General features: G+C 69.6%; 19 protein-coding genes. 4 read left to right on the plus strand and 15 right to left on the minus strand.

Going from position 1 to position 22,082, the window contains the following annotated elements; translation table 11 throughout:
- Positions 1-657 precede the first annotated feature (657 nt).
- Complete coding sequence (locus ACFYXB_RS34320) at positions 658-3,690, minus strand: SpoIIE family protein phosphatase (protein ID WP_389588975.1); 3,033 nt, start codon at positions 3,688-3,690, stop codon at positions 658-660.
- A gap of 645 nt (positions 3,691-4,335) precedes the next feature.
- Here ACFYXB_RS34320 and ACFYXB_RS34325 point away from each other — a divergent pair.
- Together ACFYXB_RS34325 and ACFYXB_RS34330 are read left to right on the plus strand one after the other, a co-directional pair.
- The gene (locus tag ACFYXB_RS34325) at positions 4,336-4,749 is read left to right on the plus strand and encodes a hypothetical protein (RefSeq protein ID WP_389588976.1); all 414 of its coding nucleotides are present in this window, start codon (positions 4,336-4,338) and stop codon (positions 4,747-4,749) included.
- A gap of 18 nt (positions 4,750-4,767) precedes the next feature.
- Positions 4,768-5,328 carry a hypothetical protein gene (locus ACFYXB_RS34330; protein ID WP_389588977.1) on the plus strand — a complete coding sequence of 187 codons (561 nt, stop codon included), beginning with the start codon at positions 4,768-4,770 and terminating at the stop codon, positions 5,326-5,328.
- Between the two features lie 84 nt (positions 5,329-5,412).
- Here ACFYXB_RS34330 and ACFYXB_RS34335 read toward each other — a convergent pair whose 3' ends face one another.
- The 6 genes from ACFYXB_RS34335 to ACFYXB_RS34360 all read right to left on the minus strand — a co-directional run bounded on the left by ACFYXB_RS34335 (position 5,413) and on the right by ACFYXB_RS34360 (position 10,847).
- Complete coding sequence (locus tag ACFYXB_RS34335; RefSeq protein ID WP_389588978.1) at positions 5,413-5,823, minus strand: hypothetical protein; 411 nt, start codon at positions 5,821-5,823, stop codon at positions 5,413-5,415.
- A 179-nt stretch (positions 5,824-6,002) separates the two neighbouring features.
- Positions 6,003-6,755: an SDR family NAD(P)-dependent oxidoreductase gene (locus ACFYXB_RS34340; RefSeq protein ID WP_389588979.1), complete on the minus strand. Its 753-nt coding sequence runs from the start codon at positions 6,753-6,755 to the stop codon at positions 6,003-6,005.
- An 11-nt stretch (positions 6,756-6,766) separates the two neighbouring features.
- A complete protein-coding gene (locus ACFYXB_RS34345; RefSeq protein ID WP_389588980.1) occupies positions 6,767-7,570 on the minus strand; it encodes an SDR family NAD(P)-dependent oxidoreductase in 804 nt (267 codons plus the stop codon).
- Positions 7,567-8,919, minus strand: coding sequence for an MFS transporter (locus tag ACFYXB_RS34350; RefSeq protein ID WP_389588981.1), 1,353 nt, complete (start codon positions 8,917-8,919; stop codon positions 7,567-7,569). The genes ACFYXB_RS34345 and ACFYXB_RS34350 overlap by 4 nt, the downstream gene beginning before the upstream one ends.
- A gap of 2 nt (positions 8,920-8,921) precedes the next feature.
- On the minus strand, positions 8,922-9,803 hold the full coding sequence (locus ACFYXB_RS34355) for a polysaccharide deacetylase (RefSeq protein WP_389588982.1): 882 nt from the start codon (positions 9,801-9,803) through the stop codon (positions 8,922-8,924).
- A gap of 57 nt (positions 9,804-9,860) precedes the next feature.
- Positions 9,861-10,847: an asparaginase gene (locus tag ACFYXB_RS34360; protein WP_389588983.1), complete on the minus strand. Its 987-nt coding sequence runs from the start codon at positions 10,845-10,847 to the stop codon at positions 9,861-9,863.
- A 173-nt stretch (positions 10,848-11,020) separates the two neighbouring features.
- Between ACFYXB_RS34360 and ACFYXB_RS34365 the strand changes: the two genes are divergently transcribed.
- Positions 11,021-12,046, plus strand: a complete 1,026-nt coding sequence (locus ACFYXB_RS34365) for a LacI family DNA-binding transcriptional regulator (protein WP_389588984.1) — start codon at positions 11,021-11,023, stop codon at positions 12,044-12,046.
- Between the two features lie 104 nt (positions 12,047-12,150).
- On the opposite strand, the gene ACFYXB_RS34370 is transcribed toward ACFYXB_RS34365, so the two are convergent.
- The 8 genes from ACFYXB_RS34370 to fdh form a co-directional block, all read right to left on the minus strand.
- Positions 12,151-12,330: a hypothetical protein gene (locus ACFYXB_RS34370; RefSeq protein WP_389588985.1), complete on the minus strand. Its 180-nt coding sequence runs from the start codon at positions 12,328-12,330 to the stop codon at positions 12,151-12,153.
- Between the two features lie 325 nt (positions 12,331-12,655).
- Positions 12,656-13,066 (minus strand): SRPBCC family protein, encoded by a 411-nt coding sequence (locus ACFYXB_RS34375; protein WP_351366613.1) that lies wholly within the window; start codon positions 13,064-13,066, stop codon positions 12,656-12,658.
- 2 nt (positions 13,067-13,068) lie between these two features.
- On the minus strand, positions 13,069-13,416 hold the full coding sequence (locus tag ACFYXB_RS34380; protein ID WP_351366616.1) for a metalloregulator ArsR/SmtB family transcription factor: 348 nt from the start codon (positions 13,414-13,416) through the stop codon (positions 13,069-13,071).
- A gap of 12 nt (positions 13,417-13,428) precedes the next feature.
- The gene (locus ACFYXB_RS34385; RefSeq protein WP_389588986.1) at positions 13,429-13,890 is read right to left on the minus strand and encodes an SRPBCC domain-containing protein; all 462 of its coding nucleotides are present in this window, start codon (positions 13,888-13,890) and stop codon (positions 13,429-13,431) included.
- Positions 13,891-14,000: 110 nt separating this feature from the next.
- Positions 14,001-14,294, minus strand: coding sequence for a transposase (locus ACFYXB_RS34390; RefSeq protein WP_389588987.1), 294 nt, complete (start codon positions 14,292-14,294; stop codon positions 14,001-14,003).
- 280 nt (positions 14,295-14,574) lie between these two features.
- A complete protein-coding gene (gene nrfD, locus ACFYXB_RS34395) occupies positions 14,575-15,630 on the minus strand; it encodes an NrfD/PsrC family molybdoenzyme membrane anchor subunit (protein WP_389588988.1) in 1,056 nt (351 codons plus the stop codon).
- Positions 15,627-16,646 (minus strand): 4Fe-4S dicluster domain-containing protein, encoded by a 1,020-nt coding sequence (locus tag ACFYXB_RS34400; RefSeq protein WP_389588989.1) that lies wholly within the window; start codon positions 16,644-16,646, stop codon positions 15,627-15,629. Before ACFYXB_RS34400 ends, nrfD begins: the two co-directional genes overlap by 4 nt.
- Positions 16,643-19,930 (minus strand): formate dehydrogenase, encoded by a 3,288-nt coding sequence (gene fdh / locus ACFYXB_RS34405; protein ID WP_389588990.1) that lies wholly within the window; start codon positions 19,928-19,930, stop codon positions 16,643-16,645. The genes ACFYXB_RS34400 and fdh overlap by 4 nt, the downstream gene beginning before the upstream one ends.
- 819 nt (positions 19,931-20,749) lie before the next feature.
- On the opposite strand from fdh, the gene selA reads away from it, so the two are divergent.
- Positions 20,750-22,081 (plus strand): L-seryl-tRNA(Sec) selenium transferase, encoded by a 1,332-nt coding sequence (selA, locus tag ACFYXB_RS34410; RefSeq protein WP_389589027.1) that lies wholly within the window; start codon positions 20,750-20,752, stop codon positions 22,079-22,081.
- Position 22,082: the final 1 nt, after the last annotated feature.

Below are 22,082 nucleotides of genomic sequence, written 5' to 3' on the forward strand. Positions count from 1 at the left end.
ATCGTCTTGGAAACACGGGCTATGTGGCCGCTCGATGCGTAGCGACCCGCCCGCTCTCAGCTTGGGAAGTTGGGGGCGTTTAGGGGAGGTTGCCGGACTGACCTGCGGCGAAGGGGCGTCGGGGCTTGGACGTCCATCGCCCTGATCCCCGGTGTTCCCCGCGGTTCCCCGTACGACCTGGCACGGGACTGGCACGGCCTCTTCGTCGAGGGGCACGGCAAGTTCTCTCAGATCGTTCGCGACCATGGCCCGAGCGAGGGGTCCGGCGGCTGCCACGACTTCTGGCCAGACGGATGCCTGGCGCTCGAGCACGACCCAGGGTCGGCCTGGGCGTTGCCGGACTGTCGCCGTCTTCCTGTCTGCCTCAGCGGCTCATAGGTCATGCGGGACGCACTGTCGCTGCGACTGACGACGATGCGTGTCGGCCGGAATGGCAGACCGTGCAGCGTCGGCACCGTCACCTCGAGCATGTGGCCCTTGCCTTGAGCCGGGATGCCACGCCGGGCGTGGGCCGGTGCGCGGAAAACGGGGACACACATCCTCAGCGGCCGTTCCTTCGCGCTCCGTTGCTCGACATCTCGAAGTCTGGGAACGGCCGTGTCACGTGCCCCCGGAAACGGGAGATCTCAGCAGGTCGGGTGACGTGCGAGGTTAAAATCAAACGGAGGCGGTGGGGAGGGGCTGTTCGGTCCAGATGGACTTGCCGGTGCGGGTGTGGCGGGTGCCCCAGCGCTGGGAGAGTGCGGAGATGAGCTGCAGACCGCGGCCGCCCTCGTCGGTAGCGGAGGTGTGGCGGATGTGCGGCGTGGTCAGGCTGGCGTCGGAGACCTCGCAGATCAGTACGCGGCTGCGGAGCATGCGCAGCCGGATGGGGCCGCCGGCGTGCCGGATGACGTTCCCGACCAGCTCGCTGACCAGGAGTTCGGTAGTCATGATCAGGTCCTCATCGGCCAGGTCCCAGTCGGCGAGCTGGGCGCGGACCAGGTCGCGGGCCTGGCCCGCCGCCACCGGGTCCTCCGGCAACGGCCACTCGGCGACGTTCTCCGCGTCCAACGGGTGGGTGCGGGCCAGCAGCAGGGCGGCATCGTCGATCAGCGCGCCGTGGGCGGGGAGGAGAGCGGAGGTGAGGGTGTCGCAGAGGGCGTCCAGGTCGGACGCGTCCGCCGGTGAGGTCGGCATGGCGTTCACGGACTGAAAGAGGAGCTCGGCGAGGCGGCTCATGCCGGTGGTGACATCCCTGTCCTTGCTCTCGACCAGGCCGTCGCTGTAAAGGGCGAGCAGGCTGTCGGCGGGCAGTAGGGTCTCAAGGGTTTCGAAGGGTGGAGTGGCCACCCCCAGCGGCGGGTCCGGGGTCATGGACAGGAAGGTGACGGTGCCGTCGGGGTGGGCCACCGCCGGGGGCGGCTGACCGGCGCTGGCGTACGACAGACGCCGGGTCACCGGGTCGTAGATGCTGTACAGGCAGGTTGCGAAGGCATCGGTGCCCGGCTCGCCGACGATGTCGTTGAGGTGGCCGAGGATTTCGTCGGGCGGCAGCTCCAGCTCCGAGAGGGTGCGGACGGCCGTGCGGAGCCCGCCCATGGTGGCGGCCTCGGCCATGCCGTGACCCATGACGTCGCCGATCACGAGCGCCACCCGGGCTGCGGAGAGCGGGATCACGTCGTACCAGTCGCCGCCGACGTCGGCTCCCTGCTTGGCCGGCTGGTAGCGCGCCGCCGCCGTCACCTCGGGCAGCTTGGGCAGTGCCTGCGGGAGCAGGCTGCGCTGGAGGGTACGGGCCCGGATCGTCGCCTCGTCGTAGAGCCCGGCCCGCTCCAGGGCCTGCGCGATCAGTCCGCTGAGCGCGGTCAGCAGCGTTCGTTCGTCATCGTCCAGCACCCGCGGTCGGCCGAAGCAGATCACCGCCGCGCCGATCCCGCGCCCCGATACCGCCAGCGGCAGAACGGCCCACGCCTGGTTGCCGCCCTCCCAGATCAGGATCTCGGTCCTCGGGTAACGCTTCAGGAACTCCTCCGGGGAGGAGATGTAGAGGGGGGTGCGGGTGCGCAGGGCGTCCTCCACTGGGTTCGTGGTGTCCCTCACTGTCCACTGCCCGTCCAGCAGCCGGGTGAAGCGCTCCGAATTTCCCCGGGAACCGACCACAGTCAGCCGCTCGCCGACCACGCCGAGCATGATGAGTCCGGTGGCTCCGAGGGGTGTCATCACGCCCTCGGCCACCGCCGCCATCACATCCTGGGCCGTGACAGCTTCGGCCAGCTCCCGCGTGATCCGCTGCACCAGGGCCGCACGCTCCGCGGCCGCACGCTCCGCGGCGACCCGCTCGACCTCCCGCAGATGCCGCTCGGTGGTGTCGGTGATGTAGAGCGTGAGGCCTTCCGGCACCGGCACCAGCCGCAGGTGGTACCAGGACGTCCCGTCCGGCCACGGTACGTCGAATCCGGCCGGCTGGCCCTCGGCCGCCGTGGCCCGGCACCGTTTCTCCAGCCCCGGCACGGCACGTACCGCGGGAACGTTCCAGAGCAGGGCTCCGGCCACATCTCCCGCGGCGCCGAAGAGCCGCTCGGCGGCCTGATTGAGAAATCCGATGCGCCACTCCGTGTCCAGGGAGACGAAGCCGTCGCTCATGTGTCGCAGGGCCCGCCCCACCGACTCGGCGGTGGCGTGCGTTTCGCTGCTGTCCCGGAGGGTGCCGATCACCTTCATCGGTGTCCCCGCTTCGTCCGTGATCGTCCGGGCACCGGCCTCGATCCAGAGGTATGTGCCGTCCTGGCGCCGGATCCGGTACTCGTTCTGGAAGCCGCCGCGCAGCTGGATGCCCGTGTCGAAGCCGGCTACCGCCCCCGGCAGGTCGTCCGGGTGGATCAGCGCTGCCCACGCCTCGATGCCGCCGCTCATCACCTCCGGATCGATGCCGGCCAGCACCTCCTCGACGGGCCGGTCAGAGGTCAGCCCGCCGGTGCGCAGGTCCCAGGTGTACGTGATGGAGGGCACCCCCTCCACGTCCCACCGGGTGGCCTCCCGCGGTCCTGGCCCGTTCTCCAGGGCGCGCAGCAGGGTGATAGACGGATTGAGGATCCCGGACGACCTGAGCCTCCCGGACATCCAGGCCGCCACCTCGTTCAGAAACGCGCGCTCCGCCGCGCTGGGCTCGGCGCCCGGGGCGAAGAGGACGGAGAGCGCGCCGCGTCGTCGGCCACCGCCTGGAATGGGGACGGCCAGGTGACCGATGCCGGCGGGGAGTCGGGAAGGCCACAGGGCGGCGGGGTCCCGGCCGGGCACCGGGTCAGGCGGGGCCAGGTCGGGCTGCCAGGTGATGGTGTCCTTGCGGGCGGCCCTGCTGGGCGGCGCCGTGCCCCGGACCGGGATGATCAGCCAGGGCCGGGTCATCGACTCCGGCAGGCCACTGTCGGCGACCAGGTAGAGGATGCCGCTCATGCCGCCGCCCGGGAGATGCACCATGCCGCCCAGGCCGCGCACCTCGGCTACCGCCTGCTGAAGCGCGGTCAGCAGCACCTCGACATCGCGCCGGTCCTCGTCCACGGCGTCGAGCAGCCGCATCCGGATGCGGTGTCGCTCCAAGGGCGCCACGGCCTGTATGGTCCGCAGCCCCTGCGGCTGGTGCAGCGGATGGGGGGCGCGGGGCATGGACGCCCCGCTGTTGTCCGCATCGCCGCCTCTGGCATTCACCACGGCCGACTGTCGCCTCCGCTCACCGCTCGGGTACCCGCTGGGCCGCATGTGATCGGGACCTGCAGCGATCTACATCCATCGAATCCATCTTAATCCGAATAATTTAGGCGATTTCATCTGTTCAGGGGAACCTTTCGCGTCCGATCAACTGCCTTAGCTCACCCTCCGTCACCCCTGAAACCTTCCAGCGTGCTCCGGTCGTCAATCACTCTGAATACCGAAACAACTGGCGGAAGCGTCCGGCCATGAGGTCAGCGCCCTTGTGCTGAGCGGTGATCTCGGCGCCGACCAATCCCATGCCAGGAAGCCGGGCAGCCTTCCGGGCCGAGAGGGAGCAGAATCACCGCTGGTTCCACGGTCGTCTCTGCGCCCTTCCCCATGGCCGCAATTACGGGAGCGCGCGATGAAGGCGAGGGAGATCGCCGCAGCAATCGGGGAGGACGAATACACCGCCCGGCGCCTCGACTCCGTCTACCTCCACGGCGATCCGGTCAACGGCAGCCGCTACAGCGACACCACATGGCAGACCGGTGTCGACAGTTGGGCGAGGGTCGCGAACACGCCGGTGATCTTCGTGGCGGGGCGGGGTACAGGCTGCCCGGCGATGCGCCGCGTCCGAGCCGATCACGCGGGCGCGACCATTGCATGCAGGTTCCGGGCGCGCGATGCCCATCTGGTGCTGTCTGCCGAGGGTCCTGCTCCGGTCCCACTCCGTGTCCTCGTCGATGGCCGGGACCTTCCCACGGCGCGGACGTCCACAAGGACGGTACCGGCGCGCTCCGCGGCGGCCGTTTGTACCAGCTGGTGCGCGAGACGGGCACAGTACGTGAGAGGACCCTGGAGATCACCTATCTGCGGCCCGGAGCCAGGGCCTATGTCTTCACGTTCGAGTCGTGTCCCGCTGCCCGCAGGGCACGACACAAGCAAGCGAGCGGGGCCCGGTGGCAGTCGGCGTCCGGGTGCTCGGCCCCTCGACGATGCAGCCTTGCAACTAGAGTTCTGATTGATAGCCCTGACAGAAGCGGGCTCGCCCGACCGGCTCGCCGGCCGCAAGGGTGAGCACGGAGGTGCTTCCTCATGCCCGACGGTGACGTGCTCCTCCTCCTCGACGAGGAGGGCCGGGTGGCCCAGCCCGACGAGCTGCTGGCCCGCTTGAGCGACACCACGGCCCGTCTGGTCGCCGCGCGTGCCGCGGTGCCGCCCCTGGATCCCCTCGCCCGCGATCCGCTCACCGCCGGCTGCACCATCGCGATCTACGACCCGGTCGATCTCACCTGCATCATCGCCCGTGCCGGACTCCCGGAACCCGTCGCGATCTTTCCCGACGGCACGTCGTCCACGCTGCCCGTCGCGCATCAACTCCCTTATGAAGCGCCGGGTGCAGTCCTGCCGCCGGGAGCTGTTGAACCGCCCTCTCATCTGGTACCAGTGCCACCTCCTGCACGCGTTACGCCAGTTCGAGGAGTTCTACAACGACCACAGGCCACACCAGGGCATCGCGAACGCCTGACCCCTCTGCACCCTTCCCAAAGCCAATCGACAACCCTGATCAGATCGCTCACCTCGACATACGCCGGACCGCCCGACTCGGCGGCCTCCTCCACGAGTACCAACATGCGGCCTGAGCAGGGCGGATGAGGTCTTCGGCAGCGGCACTGAAAAGGCCGGATGATTTGTCGGCACCCGCACTACCGTCCAGGCGCCCTGCACAGCGCGCGAACACTATGGGCCGGGTACTGCGCGGCTCGAGCCGGTGCCGAGGTGGTCGAGCAGATGGGCAGCGTACGCCTCGGCGTGCGGCCCATACAGCAGCACACTCGGCTGCGCGGTGCTGCTGGAATAGACACGCACTGGGGGCCGATCCGAAGGATCCGGTGGTGCGGGGGCAGTGTGGAAAGGGGCGGAGCAGAGGGCGTGGATCTCGATCGTGAGTCGTCCCGCGCCGCGGTGGGCGGTGGCCAGCGCCGCCCAGACGGCGAGATGCTGGCGGTCCGTGTCGGCGGGAAGGCTCACCAGGTGCCGTTCTTCTCCATGGCGGCACGAGCGGCACCCCGGCATCGCGAGGTGCAGGTGCGGGAGCAGGCCGATAGCGAGGTGTTCCAGGTCGGGGAAGGCCCTGAGAGGACCTGTCATCGGGGTGACAAGGTAACCGGCGGCACCCCAGGCACTGACTTTGATGCGGCCACCCGTTGCCTGACCGGCGGCCATCGCCCGTCGCCGCCGGTCAGCAGGGCGGTCGCCGGCCACGATGACCTCCCACGGAGGGCGGATCGTTCCGGAGCCACATGCACCACACATGATCTGCTTCTCTCTCAGGGCATGACATCGCCGCTATTGGGGCCGAGAACCTGCCCGACGTACAGGTTGCCCGAGGGGTCACCAGCGAGGAGGACGGCGGTCGGTGCCACCTCTGCCGGTATGCCGAAGCGGCCCAGGGGAAGTTCAGCCCTTTTGGCGCTCTTCCATTCCTCGCTGATCCCGGCCACGAGGGGCGTCTCGATCGGGCCCGGGGCGATCGCGTTCACCAGGACGCCCTGCGGAGCGAGTTCGCGGGCGAGAGCCTTGGTCAGGCCGATGACGCCCGCCTTGGCCGCGGAGTAGTGGACCAGGCTCTCCCCGCCTTTGAGAGCGAGTTGGGAGGAGACGTTGATGATACGGCCGGCGCCCTGCCGGACCATGATCGGTGCTGTCCAGCGGCAGCAGAGGAACACGCTGCGCAGGTCGACGTCGATCATCTCGTCCCAGATGTTCACCGGCATCTCGACGAAGGGCACCTCGGTGAGCAGTCCGGCGCAGTTGACGAGAATGTCGACGCGCCCGAACTCCTCATGTGCCGTATCGACCATGGCGCGGGTGGCGTCCGCGTCGGTGAGGTCGACCTGGTAGGTCGTTGCCTTGGCGCCTGCCGTCCGCGCTCTGGCCGCTGTGGCTTCGGCACCTTCGAGGTTGCGGTCGGCCAGGAAGAGGTGGGCACCCTCGGCAGCGTAGGCGTCGGCGATGGCCGCGCCGATCCCGCTGGCGGCGCCGGTGATCAGGGCAACGCGTCGCTGGAGTGAGTGACTCATGGTGTCTTCTTTCAGCTGGGCCAGCGGACGGTGAGCCCGCCGTCGACGATGAGTTGCTGCCCTGTCACATAGGCGGCGTCATCGCTGGTGAGGAACCGGATGGTGCGCGCTGCCTCGTCGGCGGTGCCCACACGTCCCCAAGGGATCAACCGGCCGGCGTCGGCCAGGCCCTGGGGGCCCAGTGAGTTGACCGGGTCGAGCGACTGCGGGCTTTCGATGAGACCGGGGATGACACAGTTGACGCGGATTTCGCGCGGGGCGAGTTCCACAGCCAGTGAGCGGCACAGCCCCAGCACGCCCGACTTCGCCGCGGCGTAGTGGGCGTGGTCGTCCCAGCCGTATACACCGCCGGCGATCGAGGACACGGCGACCATGGCTCCGGGACCGGTCATCACGCGTGCCGCGGACCGGAAGGTGCGCAGCACGCCCGTGAGATCGACCGAGAGCATGTCGTCCCACGCCTGGTCACTGAGCTCGGCGAGCGGGGCGCGGCGCAGGATCCCGGCCCCGGCTACGGCGATGTCGAGACGGCCGTAGTGGTCCACGGCTGCCTGGGCCAGGGCATCGGCCTGCCTCGGGTCACGAATGTCGACCTCGACGGCCAAGGCCTGTCCCCCGGCCGCCTCAACCTCGCCGATCGCCTGCTGCACATTGTGCGGGTCTTTCGGGTAGTGGCCGAGCACGCTGATCGCGCCGGCGCGGGCGTAGGCGACCGCCAATGCCTTGCCGATGCCGCTGGCGCCTCCCGTGATGACGGCGACCTTGCCGACGAGGCCGTCGTCCCTGGCCGGGGCGGACACGAGGGGTGCGGTCATGGGGTGGCTCCTTCCACCTTGAGGTGCACTGCCACGGACTCCTCGTGCTGATCCACGTGGCGGGTGCCGAGCATGACCAGGCCGGAGGCCAGCATGAAGGCCGAGCCGGTGATCAGGGCCGCCACGACCATGGAGGCTCCGGCGCCGAGCAGGATGCTCAGCAGTGCCGAGCCCACGATCGCGCCGACGGGGCCCATGGTGTGCGCGACGTTCGGGCCCAGCCCGCGCACCTGGGCGGGGAAGGACTCGCCCATGTAGAACAGCAGAGCCGCATAAGGGCCGGTCAGGAAAAACAGCGACAGTGCGTACAGGGGGATGACGAAGGTGCTGCTGGAGGGGCCGAGCAGCATGACTCCGGTCAGTACGGCCCCGACGGACCAGCCGGCGATGATGGTGGTGCGGCGGCCGATGTGGTCACCGACCCAGCCGTGGAACAGGTAACCGGCGAAGCCGACCGCGTTGGCCAGGACCAGGACCAGCAGGGCGTTGTTGAAGGGAACGTGCTTGCCCTGGGTGAGGACGGTCGTGCCGAGCACGGAGAACACCTGGATGGCCATCCAGTTGAAAAGCCATGCCAGGGAGAGGCAGACGGTGTGCCGCCTCAGGCCTGGCGCGAAGACGTCACGCAAGGTGGCCTTGGCCTCGCCGGAAACCGTCAGGCCGACCCGCTTGGCGAGGTCATCGGCGGCGGAGGTGTTCCCGCCTGCTCGCAGTCGGCGGACCTCCGTGAGGGCCGCGAACGCCGGGGATTCGGGCAGCCTGCTGGCCACCAGGGCGACCAGGATGGAGGGGACCACGGCGACGACGAAGGACCAGCGCCACCCCACGGTCGGCAGCAGCACGGCGGTCAGTCCCGCTGAGACCAGGGCGCCCACCGGCCAACCGCTCTGCACGAAGCTGTACATGAAGCCGCGGCTGCGCGCTTTTCCGTACATCTCGTTGAGGTAGACGGTGTTGACCAGCTCTTCCGAGTAGCCGAAACCGGAGAAGGCACGTATGACGACCAGGGAGACGGCTCCGGCGGCAAGGCCGGTGAAACCCGAGCTGACTGCCGCCCCAATGATGGTGATGACGAGGGCACGTTTGCGGCCGACGCGGTCCAGCAAGGGTCCGACGCTGAGTGCGATGACGAAGGTCCCGACGGTCACCCAGGTGGCGACGTTGGTGGCTTGTGCGGTGGACCAGCCGAAACTGTCGGCCATTTTGGGCAGCAGGGTGCCGAAGAGGGTGTAGTCGTAGACCGACACCACCCAGGCGAAGAAGCACACGACAGAGACATGCATCAGCGTCCGGGACGTCACGGGACGTTCCCAGGCCTGGGTGCCCCTGGCCGCGGAGGTGGATGACATGGTCAAGCCTTTCTGGGGCAGCGCTGGGCGAAGTCGTTGGCGATCGCGTCGAAGGTGGTCCACCGGACGCCTTCGTGGGAGTTGATGTGCTCGATCAGCCGCTCGAGGGCCATGAGCACCTGGGGCCTGCCGGAGACGTCGGGGTGGACGGTCATGGCGAACACCGCGTAGTCGCTCTCGCGGTAGACCCAGTCGAACTGGTCGCGCCACATCGTCTCGATGTCGCGGGGATTGACGAATCCGTGACTGTTGGGGCTGGCCTTGATGAACATCATCGGAGGCAGGTCATCGAGGTACCAGTTGGCCGGGATCTCGATGAGGTCGGTTTCCCGACCGCGACGGAGCGGCTTCATCCACGACTCGGCCGGGGCGTCGTAATCGATCTTGGTCCAGCTGTCGCCGACGCGTACGTAGTACGGCTCGAAGTCACGGTGCATCAATGAGTGGTCGTACTTGATCCCACGCTCCAGCAGCAGTTCGTTGGTGACCGGGCTGAACTCCCACCAGGGCGCGACGTACCCAGTGGGTCGGCGGCCGGTGCGCGACTCGATGAGGTCGATGCAGTAGTCCAGGACCGTCGACTCCTGCTCGCGGCTCATCGCGATCGGGTTCTCGTGCGAGTAGCCATGCACACCGATCTCATGGCCGGCGGCGACGCAGGCGTCGAACTGCTGCGGGAAGGTCTCGATCGAGTGCCCGGGCCAGAAGAAGGTCTGGGTGAGGTCGTAGCGGCGGAAGAGCTCCAGCAGGCGTGGTACGCCGACCTCTCCGGCGAACAAACCGCGCGAGATGTCGTCGGGGGAATCCTCTCCCCCGTACGAGCCGAGCCACCCGGCCACCGCGTCGATGTCCACACCGAAGGACACGAAGATCTCTTTGCTCATGATGCTCCTTGCTCTGGTTTACGGGCGCCGCCGGGGGACCTAGGGATGAGGGCGGCATCAGGAACCAGCAGGTGTCGCCTGCTGGAGCCACTGTCGAACGACGGCACCGGGATCTTCCGATTTATGACCGGTTGCGACGGAAAGCAGCATTCTGGCCTGCCAAGGACTCAGGTCACTCGCGAAGACGGCACCGGCACGCTCGAGATCGGCACCGCCGCCCGCGGTGTACAGCGGGGCAACCGGCCCGCTGAACGCCCGGGTGCACACCAGCACGGGTACGCCACGGTCCACCAGCCGTGCCACGGCGGCGGCCATCTCCGGAGACGCATTGCCGGCCCCCAGCGCCTGCACCACGACTCCGCGGGCTCCGGCGGCGACCGCGGCGTCCATCAGCGCCCCGTCGCTACCTGAGTAGGCGGCAACGACATCGACCCGCGGCAGCTCTCGCACGGAATCCAAGTCGAAAGTCGGCGGCCGTGACTGCGTACCGATGGGCAGCACACGATCGGGGGTCACGCGCAGACAGGGGCCGCGCCCGGGCGCCCCGAACGCCCGGGAGGCCAAGGTCTCCACCTTGCGCACCCCCCGGGCCTGCCAGGCCAGTCCGTCGAAGACCAGCAGCGGACCGATCCCGCGGGCGTGGGGACTCGCCGCCACGGCGAACGCCGCCGCCAGGTTGGCCGGACCGTCCGGGGCCGGACTGTCGAAGGGGCGCTGCGCGCCGGTGAGCACCACCGGGCGCGGGTCACCGTGGAAGAGGTCGAGCAGGAAAGCCGACTCCTCCATGGTGTCGGTGCCGTGCGTGATGACCACACCGTCCACGCCCTCCGCCAGCGCCTCATGGGTGCGGCGCACGAGTGCGACCAGATCGGTCAGCGTGAAGGCGTAGCTGCCCTTGGTCATGAAGTCGTCGACCTCCACCTCGACGGCACCGAGCTCGCTTCTCGCCACAAGATCCGCGCCGGTGGCCTCGGCCACCAGCCCCTGCGCCGACCGCCGGCTCGCGATGGTGCCGCCGGTGGCGATCAGACGGAAACGGGTCACGGGAATCCTCCACGGCTAGTGCGAGGGGCGTCGACCTGTCGCACGAACGATTGCGAGAACGTTTGCGAGAACGATTGCGAGGAGGCTACTCAAACGTTTGCGTGAGGACAAGAGGGATCTCGTTCTCGTCAGCGGTTTCCTGCCCGCACAGGTGATGGGGTAGAAACAGAGGCGTGACCGCCGACGCCCCGCCACCCTCTGACAACGCCGTCACGCTGGCCGTTGTGGCCGAGCGCGCCGGGGTACACATCTCGACCGTCTCGCGAGCACTGACTCCCGGGGCGACCGGCGTCAGTGCCGCCACCGCCGTACGCATCCGTGCGCTCGCCGCCGAGCTCGGCTACCAGCGGGATCCCGCGGCCGCGGCCCTGCGCACCCGGCGCAGCAGGGTCTTCGGCGTCCTGGTCCCCCGCCTGACCGACTTCGTACTGGCCCGCATCTACGAAGGCCTCGATGCGGCCGCGGCCGAGCAGGGCTACAACACCTTCGTCGCCAATACCACCGACGACCCGGCCCTGCGCCGCGAGCGCCTCGAAGAGCTCCTGGCACGCCGCGTGGACGGCATCGTCCTGGGCGACGCCCGGCTCGACGGCGACGACCTGGTCAAGACCCTCGCCGACAGGAACATCCCCTACGTTCTGGTCTCCCGGCGTCTGAAAGGGCACTTGTCGGTCACCACCGACGACCTCCTGGGCGGCCGACTGGCCGCCGAGCACCTCCTGGAGCTCGGCCACCGGCATGTCGGGGTGGTCGCCGGGGAGCCCTACGCCAGCACCGGGGTGGAGCGGACGACCGGTTTCGTACGCCGCTACGCCAAGGCCGGCCTGCCCGTCCCCCCCGACTACGTACTCGCCTCCCGCTTCGACACCGCAGGAGGGCACACAGCAGGCGCGGCACTCCTCAAGCTCAATCCGCGCCCCACAGCCATCTTCGCCGTCAACGACACAGCCGCGATCGGCGTCATCGGAGCCCTGCGGGAATGCGGACTGCGTCCCGGTGCCGACGTGGCCGTCGTCGGCTACAACGACATCCCCGTGGCCGCGGACATGCCCGTTCCTCTGACAACGGTCCACTCACCCATGTTCGACATGGGCTGCCAGGCGATGGCCCTTCTCCTCCAACGCTTGAAGGGGGAGCCAGTCCGCTCCAAACGACTGCACCCCCACCTCGTCGTCCGAGCATCAACACTCCAGGAGTAGTCGGCCACCGGCCGGGCAACCAGGGCGCCGGGGCCAGCCGGACCATTGCGTGACCCTGGCGGATTCACCGCCGACGACACGGACCCACCTGGCGCGGGGCGGCTTCAGTCGTCGCGCCCGGCACCGCGATCGGGTGCGCTCATGTCCCCCGTTCCGGGCGTGCCATCGGCGAGCCCGTAGCGCAGGTACACGGTGTCCTTCGGACCGGCTACCGGCGGTTCGAGGAGTGTGACGTTCGTGGGCACCGCGCCACCGTCGAACACCTTCTTCCCGACGCCGAGCACGACTCCGCCTCCTGTCCACCTGGGCCGCCACCCAGGACCAGCCGGAATCCGACCTCCACGAGCGCCTCACCTGACCAGCGGGGACAGCGAGAGGATGTCCTGCCGGCCACGCCATTCGCCAGGCTCTTCAGGCAGCACGGAGAGCCGGTCGTAGAGGTAGGCCACGATGGCGGGTTCCTCGGATGCAGGTCGTGGCCGTGGCGGCCGTCGCACGATGCCACCGGCTGAGCGTCCAGTCGCGGATCCAGACCTGCCACGAGGAGCCGGGCTCCGAGAAGGTGACGCGCCGCACGGTCGAGGAGTGGCTTGGTCACCTGTACCTGGGTCAGCCGGCCGCAGCGGGCAGGCGCCCGAGCTGGTGCTCCCAGCCGGCGCGGTGGTCGCCGATGTGGGTGGACGGCAGGCCGCGGTGCGTGAGCACGACCATCGTGTCGTCGCCGTCAGGGGTCAGCACGACCTCGACGGTCGAACCGCCGGGCGGCAGCGCGTCGCTGCCGGGGATGCCCCAGCTGAACACGACGCGGTACGGCGGGTCGACGGTGAGGTAGGCGCCGCAGGCGAGGACCTCGCCCATCCCGAGCGAGAACACGCCGCCGGGCTGCGGGTCGAGTTCGGCGCGGTCGCCGATCCACGTGACGATGAGCGCAGGGTCGGTGAAGTACGGGAACACCACCTCGGGCGGTGCCTTGATGTGCTCGGTCGCGACGATGACGTCGTTGCGGATCTCGGCGGTCACGGCTACCTCTTTGGTGGTCGGGGATGGGCCGTCTCGACGGCCTTCTTCAGGCGGCTGAGGGCGTCGGGCCAGAACTCGGAGAGCAGCTCGCGCACCGGCTCGAGCGACTCGTGGTGCAACGCGTAGAGGCGGCGGGTTCCCTCGCGGCGCTCGGTGAGGAGGCCGGCCTGCTTGAGCACGCCGATGTGCTGGCTGACCGCCTGTTGGGTGAGGGTGAAGGCCGCCGCGATCCGGCCCGCAGGCAGCTCGGTGTGCTGAACGAGGCGCAGGATCTGTCGGCGGTGCGGGTCGGCGAGCGCCCGCAGCACTGCATCGGGTGCCGCGGGCGTCGGCTGCTTCTGCTCGGTCATCGGGCTGGGGCCTCAGGCGCCGAACGGGGTGCCGGTGCCGGTCTCGGCGAAGGTCTCGATGCTCGCCATGAAGTGCGTCCAGGCGGCGAAGCAGTCGTCCCAGCATTCGAGCTGCGGGGTCAGGCCGGCGTGCCGGAAGCGAAGCTCAGTGCCCGTGCCGGCGGGGACGACGTCGAACTCCATCGTCGTGCCGAGCCACTCCTTCGTGTGTCCGGTGGGTGTGGTCCCGTCGGACGCGATGGACTCCCAGACCACGCGGGTGGGTCCGGCTTCGAGGACGCGCATCGTGTTGACGCCGTGGTCGCCGAAGCTGGTGACGAGCGTGCCGCCGACCGCTCCGTCGCCCTTGGTCGGGCCCCACCAGCGGCTGACGCCGACGGCGGAGGTGAAGAGCGCCGACACGGTGGCGGGGCTGGCGGGGAGGTTCAGGACTGCGGTGAAGTCCTCGGTCCTGCTGCTGGCGGTGCTGGTCATCCCGATCTCCTTTCGACTTGCACAAGGATTTCCTTGTACAAGATAGTGCTTGTAAAGCTAGTCGAGCACTGCCGCTTGTCAAGCGGTGGTGGCTTACCGACTTCGGCGTACTAGAGGGTCAGTTCGGTCTGTCGAGAGCGAGGCCCGTCCAGGCGAGGAACCCGCCGAGGATGCCGTGGCGGTACTGCAGCGTCTTGGAGCCGCCTGCGGAGCAGCGTCTCCAGCTCGCTGAGGGCTCGGGCGGCCAGGTTGGCCAGGCTCCGCTTGATATGCGCCCACAGGCCCTCGACCGGGTTGAGCTCGGGCGCATACCCGGGCAGTAGGACCACAGTCAGCCATTCCCGCTCGGCCACGAGCGCCTTCATCGTCTTGGAGATGTGGGTGCTCAGGCGGTCCCACACCACGATCAGGGGAGCCTTGAGCAGGTGGTGGGCGCCGTCGAGCAGGTGGATGTGGTCGCTCTCGCCGAGCGAACGGCGCTCGCCCTTGCGGCCGGTATGTCGGCGCAGCCGGTAGCACAGGCGGGCGGGTGGGCAGGCCGGGCTGGGCGCACAGCAGCCCAGCCACCGAGAGCCGTCCCCGGCCGTAGCCGACAGGGGGATCTGGCACGCCGAGCTCTCTCATGTGGGCCAGGGCGGGCGGCCCCCAGACCCCGGACGGCGACCAGGGTCGGGAGGGCCGACGTCACGTTGCTCGTCGATCGCCCTTTGCTGCCTCCAGGCGTTCACGTTGCGGGACCACGACATAGGCGGGGTCCTTCGTGGACGCGACTCCCGCGTCGAAGGTTCCGAAGCGCTGCAGGACGCTGCCGGCGAGCAGCGCCAGCCCGGCTGCCGCCGCGGCCGGGCGGCTGTGCCGGGCGATGGTCACGGCAGCAAGTGCTCCACCCAGCGTGAGGTACTCCGAGGCCTGGCGCAGTCGGTGGGGTCGGCCGGTGGTGTAGGCCTTGGGTACCAGGCCGGGCCGACGCTCGATCAGCCGGGCGGCGACGAGTTCCGCCGCCGCTCCGACCGCGCCGAGGCGGCGAGCGGGGCCCGCCTCGGCCACCGGCGCCAGGAGCATTCCGAGGCCGCCGCCGCTGGCGGCCGCGGAGCCGGTGAACACGAAGGGCAGTTCCCGGCGGGCTTCGTGCCAGGCCGGCACGGCGGTCTGGGAGAGCAGCACAGCGGTGTAGGAGGCGAGTGCCGGGGCGAAGGCTGCCGCGGACAAGCCGGCCGGTCGGGCTGCCCCGCGCAGCAGCCGGCCGGGCAGGCCGGCGCGCAGGGACGCGGGCAGCAGTTCGGCCGTGGCGGCCAGCCCGCTGCCGGGTCCGTAGGACACGAGGATCCAGGTGCCGACGGACATGGGCGAGGTCGGCTTGGCGACGCGCAGCATGTGGTGGAAGCGTTCGGGTCGGCCGAGGTCCGCGATCAGCAGGTAGGTGCTCGCCAGGAGGGCGCCGAAGCCGCCGATGCGACTCGCCCGGCGCAGTGCCGGGCGCCCGGTGAGGTCGGCACCGGCCGCGAGCAGGGCAGCGCCGGCCGAGAGCCCGCCGGTGAACAGGTAGGCCGGGACCTTCCACTCCCACACCGGTGGTTTCAGCACCGGCCTGCCGTAGTAGGAGCGGAACTCCCCCGGCGCCGCGGCGGACTGTTTGCGGTGTGTGCCGGCGCTTCGGCCCGAGCCGTACGTGTCTGTGTTCACGTCGGCCGCGTCTGTTTCGGTGCGCGGCTCGCGCGGGATTCCGTCACCTTCGGTCATCGCCGGCCTCCCTTCAGGAAGACGGCGGCCGAGGCGGCCAGCAGGGCCGAGGCGGCCGCTCCGGCGTACTTCCACATGGACGGCAGGTCACGCGTGGGGACGATGGGGTCCGGTGGCAGTCCGTACACTTCCGGCTCGTCCAGCAGCAGGAAGAAGGCGCCGTCGCCACCCACGCCGTCGTTGGGGTCGCGACCGTACAGCCGTGCTTCGCTCACACCCGCCTCGTGCAGCTGCTCCAACCGGCCGTCGGCCCGCTCCCGCAACTCGTCGAGCGGGCCGAACTGGATGGAGTCAGTGGGGCAGGCCTTGGCGCAGGCAGGCTCCAGGCCGCCGCGCAGCCGGTCGTAGCACAGGGTGCATTTTGCGGCCCGACCGTCGTCGGGACGCCGGTCGATGACGCCGTAGGGGCAGCCGGACACGCAGTAGCCGCAGCCGTTGCAGATGTCGGGCTGCACCACGACGGTGCCGAACTCGGTCCGGAAGAGTGCTCCGGTGGGGCAGACGTCGAGGCATCCGGCGTGCGTGCAGTGCTTGCACACGTCAGAGGACATCAGCCAGCGGAAGTCGGTACGGGTCTCTGCACCGCCAGTGGCGCCGGGCAGGTCGAAGGAGGGGAAGCCGAGGTCGACCGGGCCGGTGCCCAGCTCGCCGCCGCCTCGGTGGGACTCGCGCAGGGCGTCGGCCACCACCTCGGTCGTGGCCTCGATGCCGGATGGACCGGTGGGGAGGCCGAACAGTCCCGCGTCCTGTCGGCCCAGCGGGCGTTCCTGCTCGACGAAGGCGACGTGCCGCCAGGAGTTCGCGCCGAGCATGCCGGTGTTGTCGAACGACATGCCGAGCAGATCGAGGCCGTCCTCGGGGACGTCGTTCCATTCCTTGCAGGCCACTTCGCACGCCTTGCAGCCGATGCACACGGAGGTGTCGGTGAAGAAGCCCATTCGGGGCGGAGGGTCGTGGTGGCCGGCGTCCGCGGCAGGGTCGGCGAGAGGTCCGTAAAGGCTGTGCTCGTCCGTCATGAGGATCCCTCCGGCCGATCCGGTTCGGTGTGGGCCGGCTGGTCGTCGCCGGTCGTCACGATGCGGGTGCCGGTTTCCGGTGTGATCCCGGCCCGGCGGCGGTAGTCCTGGACGTACTCCTGCAGGGCGGGGCCTCTCGGCCGGCGTCCGGGGCGGATGTCGCAGGTCAGTACCTTGCTCTCCTGGATGAACACGTTGGGATCGGCCACCACGCCGATCAGGTCGTTGACCACGTCCCCTCGGGTGAGCCCCGCCTGTCCCCAGTGGTACGGCATCCAGACCTGGTGGATGATCCGGTCCTGGACCCGCAGAGGCGCCAGCCGGTCGGTGACGACGACCCGGGCGTCCACCGCCGTCCGGCTGGTGATCACGTGAGCCCAGTCCAGGTGGCGCAGACCGCGCTCTCTCGCCAGCTCGGGTGACACCTCCACGAACAGTTCGGGCTGGAGCTCCGACAGGTACGGCAGATGGCGGCTCATGCCGCCTGCCGTGTGGTGTTCGGTGAGCCGTGCCGCGGTGAACACGAAGGGGAACACCTCGCTGTGCGCCTCGGGCGGAGCGGGGTTGGACGGGTTGTCGGAGCGCCCGTACACCTTCCGGGTCGGGTTGCCCTGCTGGCCGTAGAGGAGATTGCGCATCGGCGACTCGTGCGGTTCGTAGTGGGTGGGCAGCGGGCCGTCCGCCAGCCCGGCCGGGGCGAACAGCCACGCCTTGCCGTCGGACATCATGATGAACGCGTCGTCGCCGGCGAGCGCCTGCGGTCCCGAGGCCCCCTCGGGCGGCTGGTAGTCGGGCGGCTTGTTCTTCTCGAAGTCCGGCGTGTCGTGCCCGGTCCACTCGCCGCGCTCCTCGTCCCACCAGACGAGGGCCTTGCGCTCACTCCAGGGCCGCCCCTGCGGATCGGCCGAGGCGCGGTTGTACAGCACGCGCCGGTTCAACGGCCAGGTCCAGCCCCACTCCGCGTCGTACGGTCCCTGCTCGAAGCGGGACTTCCGGCGGCGGGCCTGGTTGACCTCGTCGGCGTAGACCCCGCTGTAGATCCAGCAGCCGCAGGCAGTGGTGCCGTCGGCCTTGAGGTCGAGGTAGCTGCTGACCGTCCGGCCGGTGCGCAGGTCGATCCCGTTGATGTGGCGCAACACGTCGGCCCCGGACGGCTCGTCGCCCTCGGTCCGGTAGTTCCAGGCGAGATCCAGGACGGGGCGGTCGCGCTCGTCGGTCGAGCCGGCCAGCTTCTCCTTGATGCGCCTGCCGAGGTGATAGAAGAACCACAACTCCGAGCGCTGGTCACCGCTCGGTTCGACGGCCTGGTCCCGCCACTGCAGCATCCGCTGGGTCTGGGTGAAGGTGCCGGACTTCTCCACGTGCGAAGCGGCGGGGAAGAAGAACACCTCCGTGCGGCAGCGCTCGGGGACGATCTCGCCGGTCTCGATCTCGGGGGCGTCCTTCCAGAACGTGGCGCTTTCGATCATGGCGAGGTCGCGGACGACCAGCCAGTCGAGGTTCGCCATGCCCAGGCGTTGCAGGCGGCCGTGGGCCGAGCCCACCCCCGGGTTCTGGCCCAGCAGGAAGTAACCGAAGACCTTCCCGTCGACCATGTCCATCGCGGTGCGGTAGGTGCCGTGGTCGCCGCTGATCCGCGGCAGGTAGTCGAAGCAGTAGTCGTTCTCCGCCGTCGCCGCCTCGCCCCAGTACTCCTTGAGCAGCGAGATGGTGTAGGCGTCGGCGTTGCCCCAGAACCCCTTCTGGTGAGGACTGCGGATGTCGTCCAGGAAGGCGGTCAGGTTCCCGTGGCTGGTGTCCGGCATCGGCAGGTAGCCGGGCAGCAGGTTGAACAGGGTCGGGATGTCCGTGGAGCCCTGGATGCTGGCGTGTCCGCGCAGCGCGAAGATCCCGCCGCCGGGACGGCCGATGTTGCCCAGCAGCAACTGGATGATCGACCCGGCCCGGATGTACTGGGCCCCGACGGAGTGCTGCGTCCAGCCCACGCTGTACACCAGCGCGGCGGTGCGCTCGCGGCCGGAGTTCTCCGTCCAGGCGCGGCACACGTCCAGGAACAGCTCCTGGGGCACTCCGCAGATCCGCTCCACCATGTCGGGCGTGTAGCGGGCGTAGTGCCGCTTGAGCACCTGGAACACGCAGCGGGGATGCTGCAGGGTGGGATCGGCCGCGATGTGGCCGGCACCGCCGTGGACAACTGGGCCTCCGGCGCCGTAGTGGTCGGACGTTGCCTGCTCCTTGTGCCGGTGTCCCGGTCGCTCCTCGGCCTCGATGCTTTCGTACGCCCAGCTCGAGGCGTCGTAGGAGGCGGTGTGCGGTTCATAGCCGCTGAAGAGACCGTCCAGGTTCTCGGTGTCCTGATAGCGCTCGCTCAGGAGGAACGGGGCGTTGGTGTACGCCTGCACGTACTCCCGGAATTCCAGGCCGTGGGACAGGATGTAGTTGATCACGCCGCCGAGGAACGCGATGTCGGTGCCCGCCCGCAGCGTGACGTGCTGGTCGGCAAGCGCACTGGTGCGGGTGAACCGCGGGTCGATGTGGAAGACCCTGGCGCCGCGTGCCTTGGCTTCCATCACCCACTGGAACCCGACCGGATGGGCTTCGGCCATGTTCGAGCCCATGATGACGATGCAGTCGGCGTTGATCAGGTCCTGCTGGTAGTCGGTGGCGCCGCCGCGTCCGAACGACGTTCCCAGACCGGGAACGGTGGCGGAGTGTCAAATACGCGCCTGGTTCTCAATCTGGATCGCACCGAGAGCGGTGAACAGCTTCTTGATCAGGTAGTTTTCCTCGTTGTCCAGAGTGGCGCCGCCCAGGCTGGCAATGCCCATCGTGCGGCGGAGCATGTTCCCGGCCCCGTCGGTGTCCTGCCAGCCCCTCCGGCGTGCGTCCAGCACCCGGTCGGCCACCATGTCCATGGCCGTGTCGAGGTCCAGGTCCTGCCACTCGGTGCCGTAGGGCGGCCGGTACCGCACCTTCTGCTCACGCTGCGGTCCGGTGACGAGTTGCTTGCTGGCGGAGCCCTTCGGGCACAGACGACCCCGCGAGATTGGGCTGTCCGGGTTGCCCTCGATCTGGATGACCCGCTCGTCCTTCACGTAGACGCGCTGCGCGCAGCCCACGGCGCAGTAGGGGCAGACCGAGTCCGCCACCCGGTCCGCGCGGTCGGTCCGGGGCCCGAGGCCGGCCGAACGCTTGGACTCGGCCGCCTTGCCCCGCCCCAGCCGATCCGCCCCCGTGATCTGCCGGTACACCGGCCACCCGCCGATCCAGCGTCCCAGGCCCATTCGCCTGCTCCTTCATCCGGCGGCAGTCACCTCAACCAGACGCTACTCGGGGAGTGGCCTTCCGCAAGTCGGGCCGTGCGCCGGTCCAGGTCATGGCTCCGGGACGGACCTAGGGCTGCAGGTTGATGACGTGGGTCCAGCTGTACGGGTCGTTCCAGAGGCCGGTCGTCGCGACCGACCAGGCGATTTCCCAGCCGGGGCGCACACCGCGCACGCCCCAGCCGTCCGGCCTTCTGCCAGCGATGTGGAGTCCGCTCTGCTGGGCGGCGACGGCGGCGGCGTAGATCTTTTGCGCGATCTGTATGGCTGCCCCGGGCTTGTCGGCTTCGCCGGTGAAGATGCGCAGCCCGCGTCAGCCGCTGCTGTTCATTGTCGGGACGTTGACCTCGTAGTAAGGCAGGGTCGTCCGTCTCCCTTCGTGGTGCTGGTCCTTGAGAGACCTGTGCGCCGGGCCGCATCGGAGAAGGAGACCTCCATGCCGCCACTCCCCGGTCTGGTGATCTGCACGGTCATGCCCGTGCAGAAAACTGAACGTGTCGTTTTCCAGTCAGGCATCGAGCACGTTCTCGGCACGGTTCACATTTGCTGCTAAATTTCCGTTTTGTGATGGCGTCCGGATCGCCGGGCCGAATGACCGGCACCAGGACCCGCCGAGGGGCGATGGCGAGGCCTGCCGGACGTGAGTGGCAGGGCGCCGACCGGGGACCCGGCGGCGCGATGGGCTTTCTGCGGACGGCCGGAGACCGGTCCTGAAAGGGAGGGGGCTGCGTGGAGCAGCGGGTCACACCGGATAGCGCCGGAACGGACGCCGCAGCGGTCGTGTCAGGCGCCGTCGGCCCCTACCAGCACCGGAAGTTCGCCGACGAACGACGCCGGATTCCCCGCACCGATACCGTCCTGCGTGACGATCGTCTGCGGGAGGCAACACGTCAGCTGGGACCACAGGCGGTGAAGGCTGCGGTACGGCGGGCCCAGGAACAGGCGCGTGCGGGCACCATCCCTGCGGAGGACGTGGAGGACGTGGCAGTCGCCCAGCTGCCGCGCACTGCGGGCGGACTGCGACCGGTGATCAACGCCACGGGGGTGGTGCTGCACACCAACCTCGGTCGGGCGTCGCTGTCGGCAAGGGCCCGGCAGGCGGTGCAGGAGGCGGCCGGACCCACGGACGTCGAGCTGGACCTGCGGACAGGCGTACGGGCGCGCCGCGGGCGTACCGCCGTGGAGGCGCTCTGCGATCGAGTGCCGTCCGCGGCTGCCGCCCACGTCGTCAACAACGGGGCAGCCGCCCTGGTCCTGGCCGCGACCGCACTCGCCTCCGGCAGGGAGATCGTCATCAGCCGCGGCGAGATGGTCGAGATCGGGGACGGTTTCCGGCTGCCGGACCTCCTGGTCTCCACCGGAGCCCGGCTCCGCGAGGTCGGCACCACCAACCGCACGACCGCCGCCGACTATGCCGCCGTGGTCGGGCCGGAAACCGGCTTCGTACTGAAGGTGCACCCCTCCAACTTCCGCATCACCGGATTCACCCGCACCGCCGACGTCGGGGAACTGACGGCGCTGGGCGTCCCCGTGGTCGTCGACATCGGTTCCGGGCTCCTCGCCCCCCATCCGCTGCTGCCCGCGGAACCCGACGCCGAATCGCAGCTCCGGGCCGGCGCCTCGCTGGTCACGGCGAGCGGGGACAAGCTGCTCGGCGGACCCCAGTGCGGGCTGCTCCTCGGAGACAAGGAGGTCGTTCGCACCGTGTCCCGGCACCCCCTGGCCCGTGCCCTGCGCGTGGACAAGCTGACCCTGGCCGCGCTGGAGGCGACGTTGACCGGCCCTCAGACTCCGACCGCTGAGGCGCTGACCGCCGACTCGCGGCAGCTCATGCGCCGCGCGGAGCGGCTCGCCGCCGCGCTGAGCGCCGAACGGGTGGACGTACGGGCGGTCGACAGCACCGCAACGGTCGGTGGCGGCGGCGCGCCCGGCGTGACGCTGCCCAGCGCGGCCCTGTCCCTGCCGGAGTCGTACGCCGCCCTCTTGCGCACCGGACGGGTCCCCGTGGTGGGGCGCCTGGAGAGGGGACGGTGCCTGCTCGACCTGCGGGCAGTGCCGCCGGAGGACGACGAGCGGTTGTCCGAGGCCGTGCGATCGGCCGCGGAGAGGTAGG

Source organism: Streptomyces sp. NPDC002619 (assembly GCF_042889305.1).
Lineage (GTDB): Bacteria > Actinomycetota > Actinomycetes > Streptomycetales > Streptomycetaceae > Streptomyces.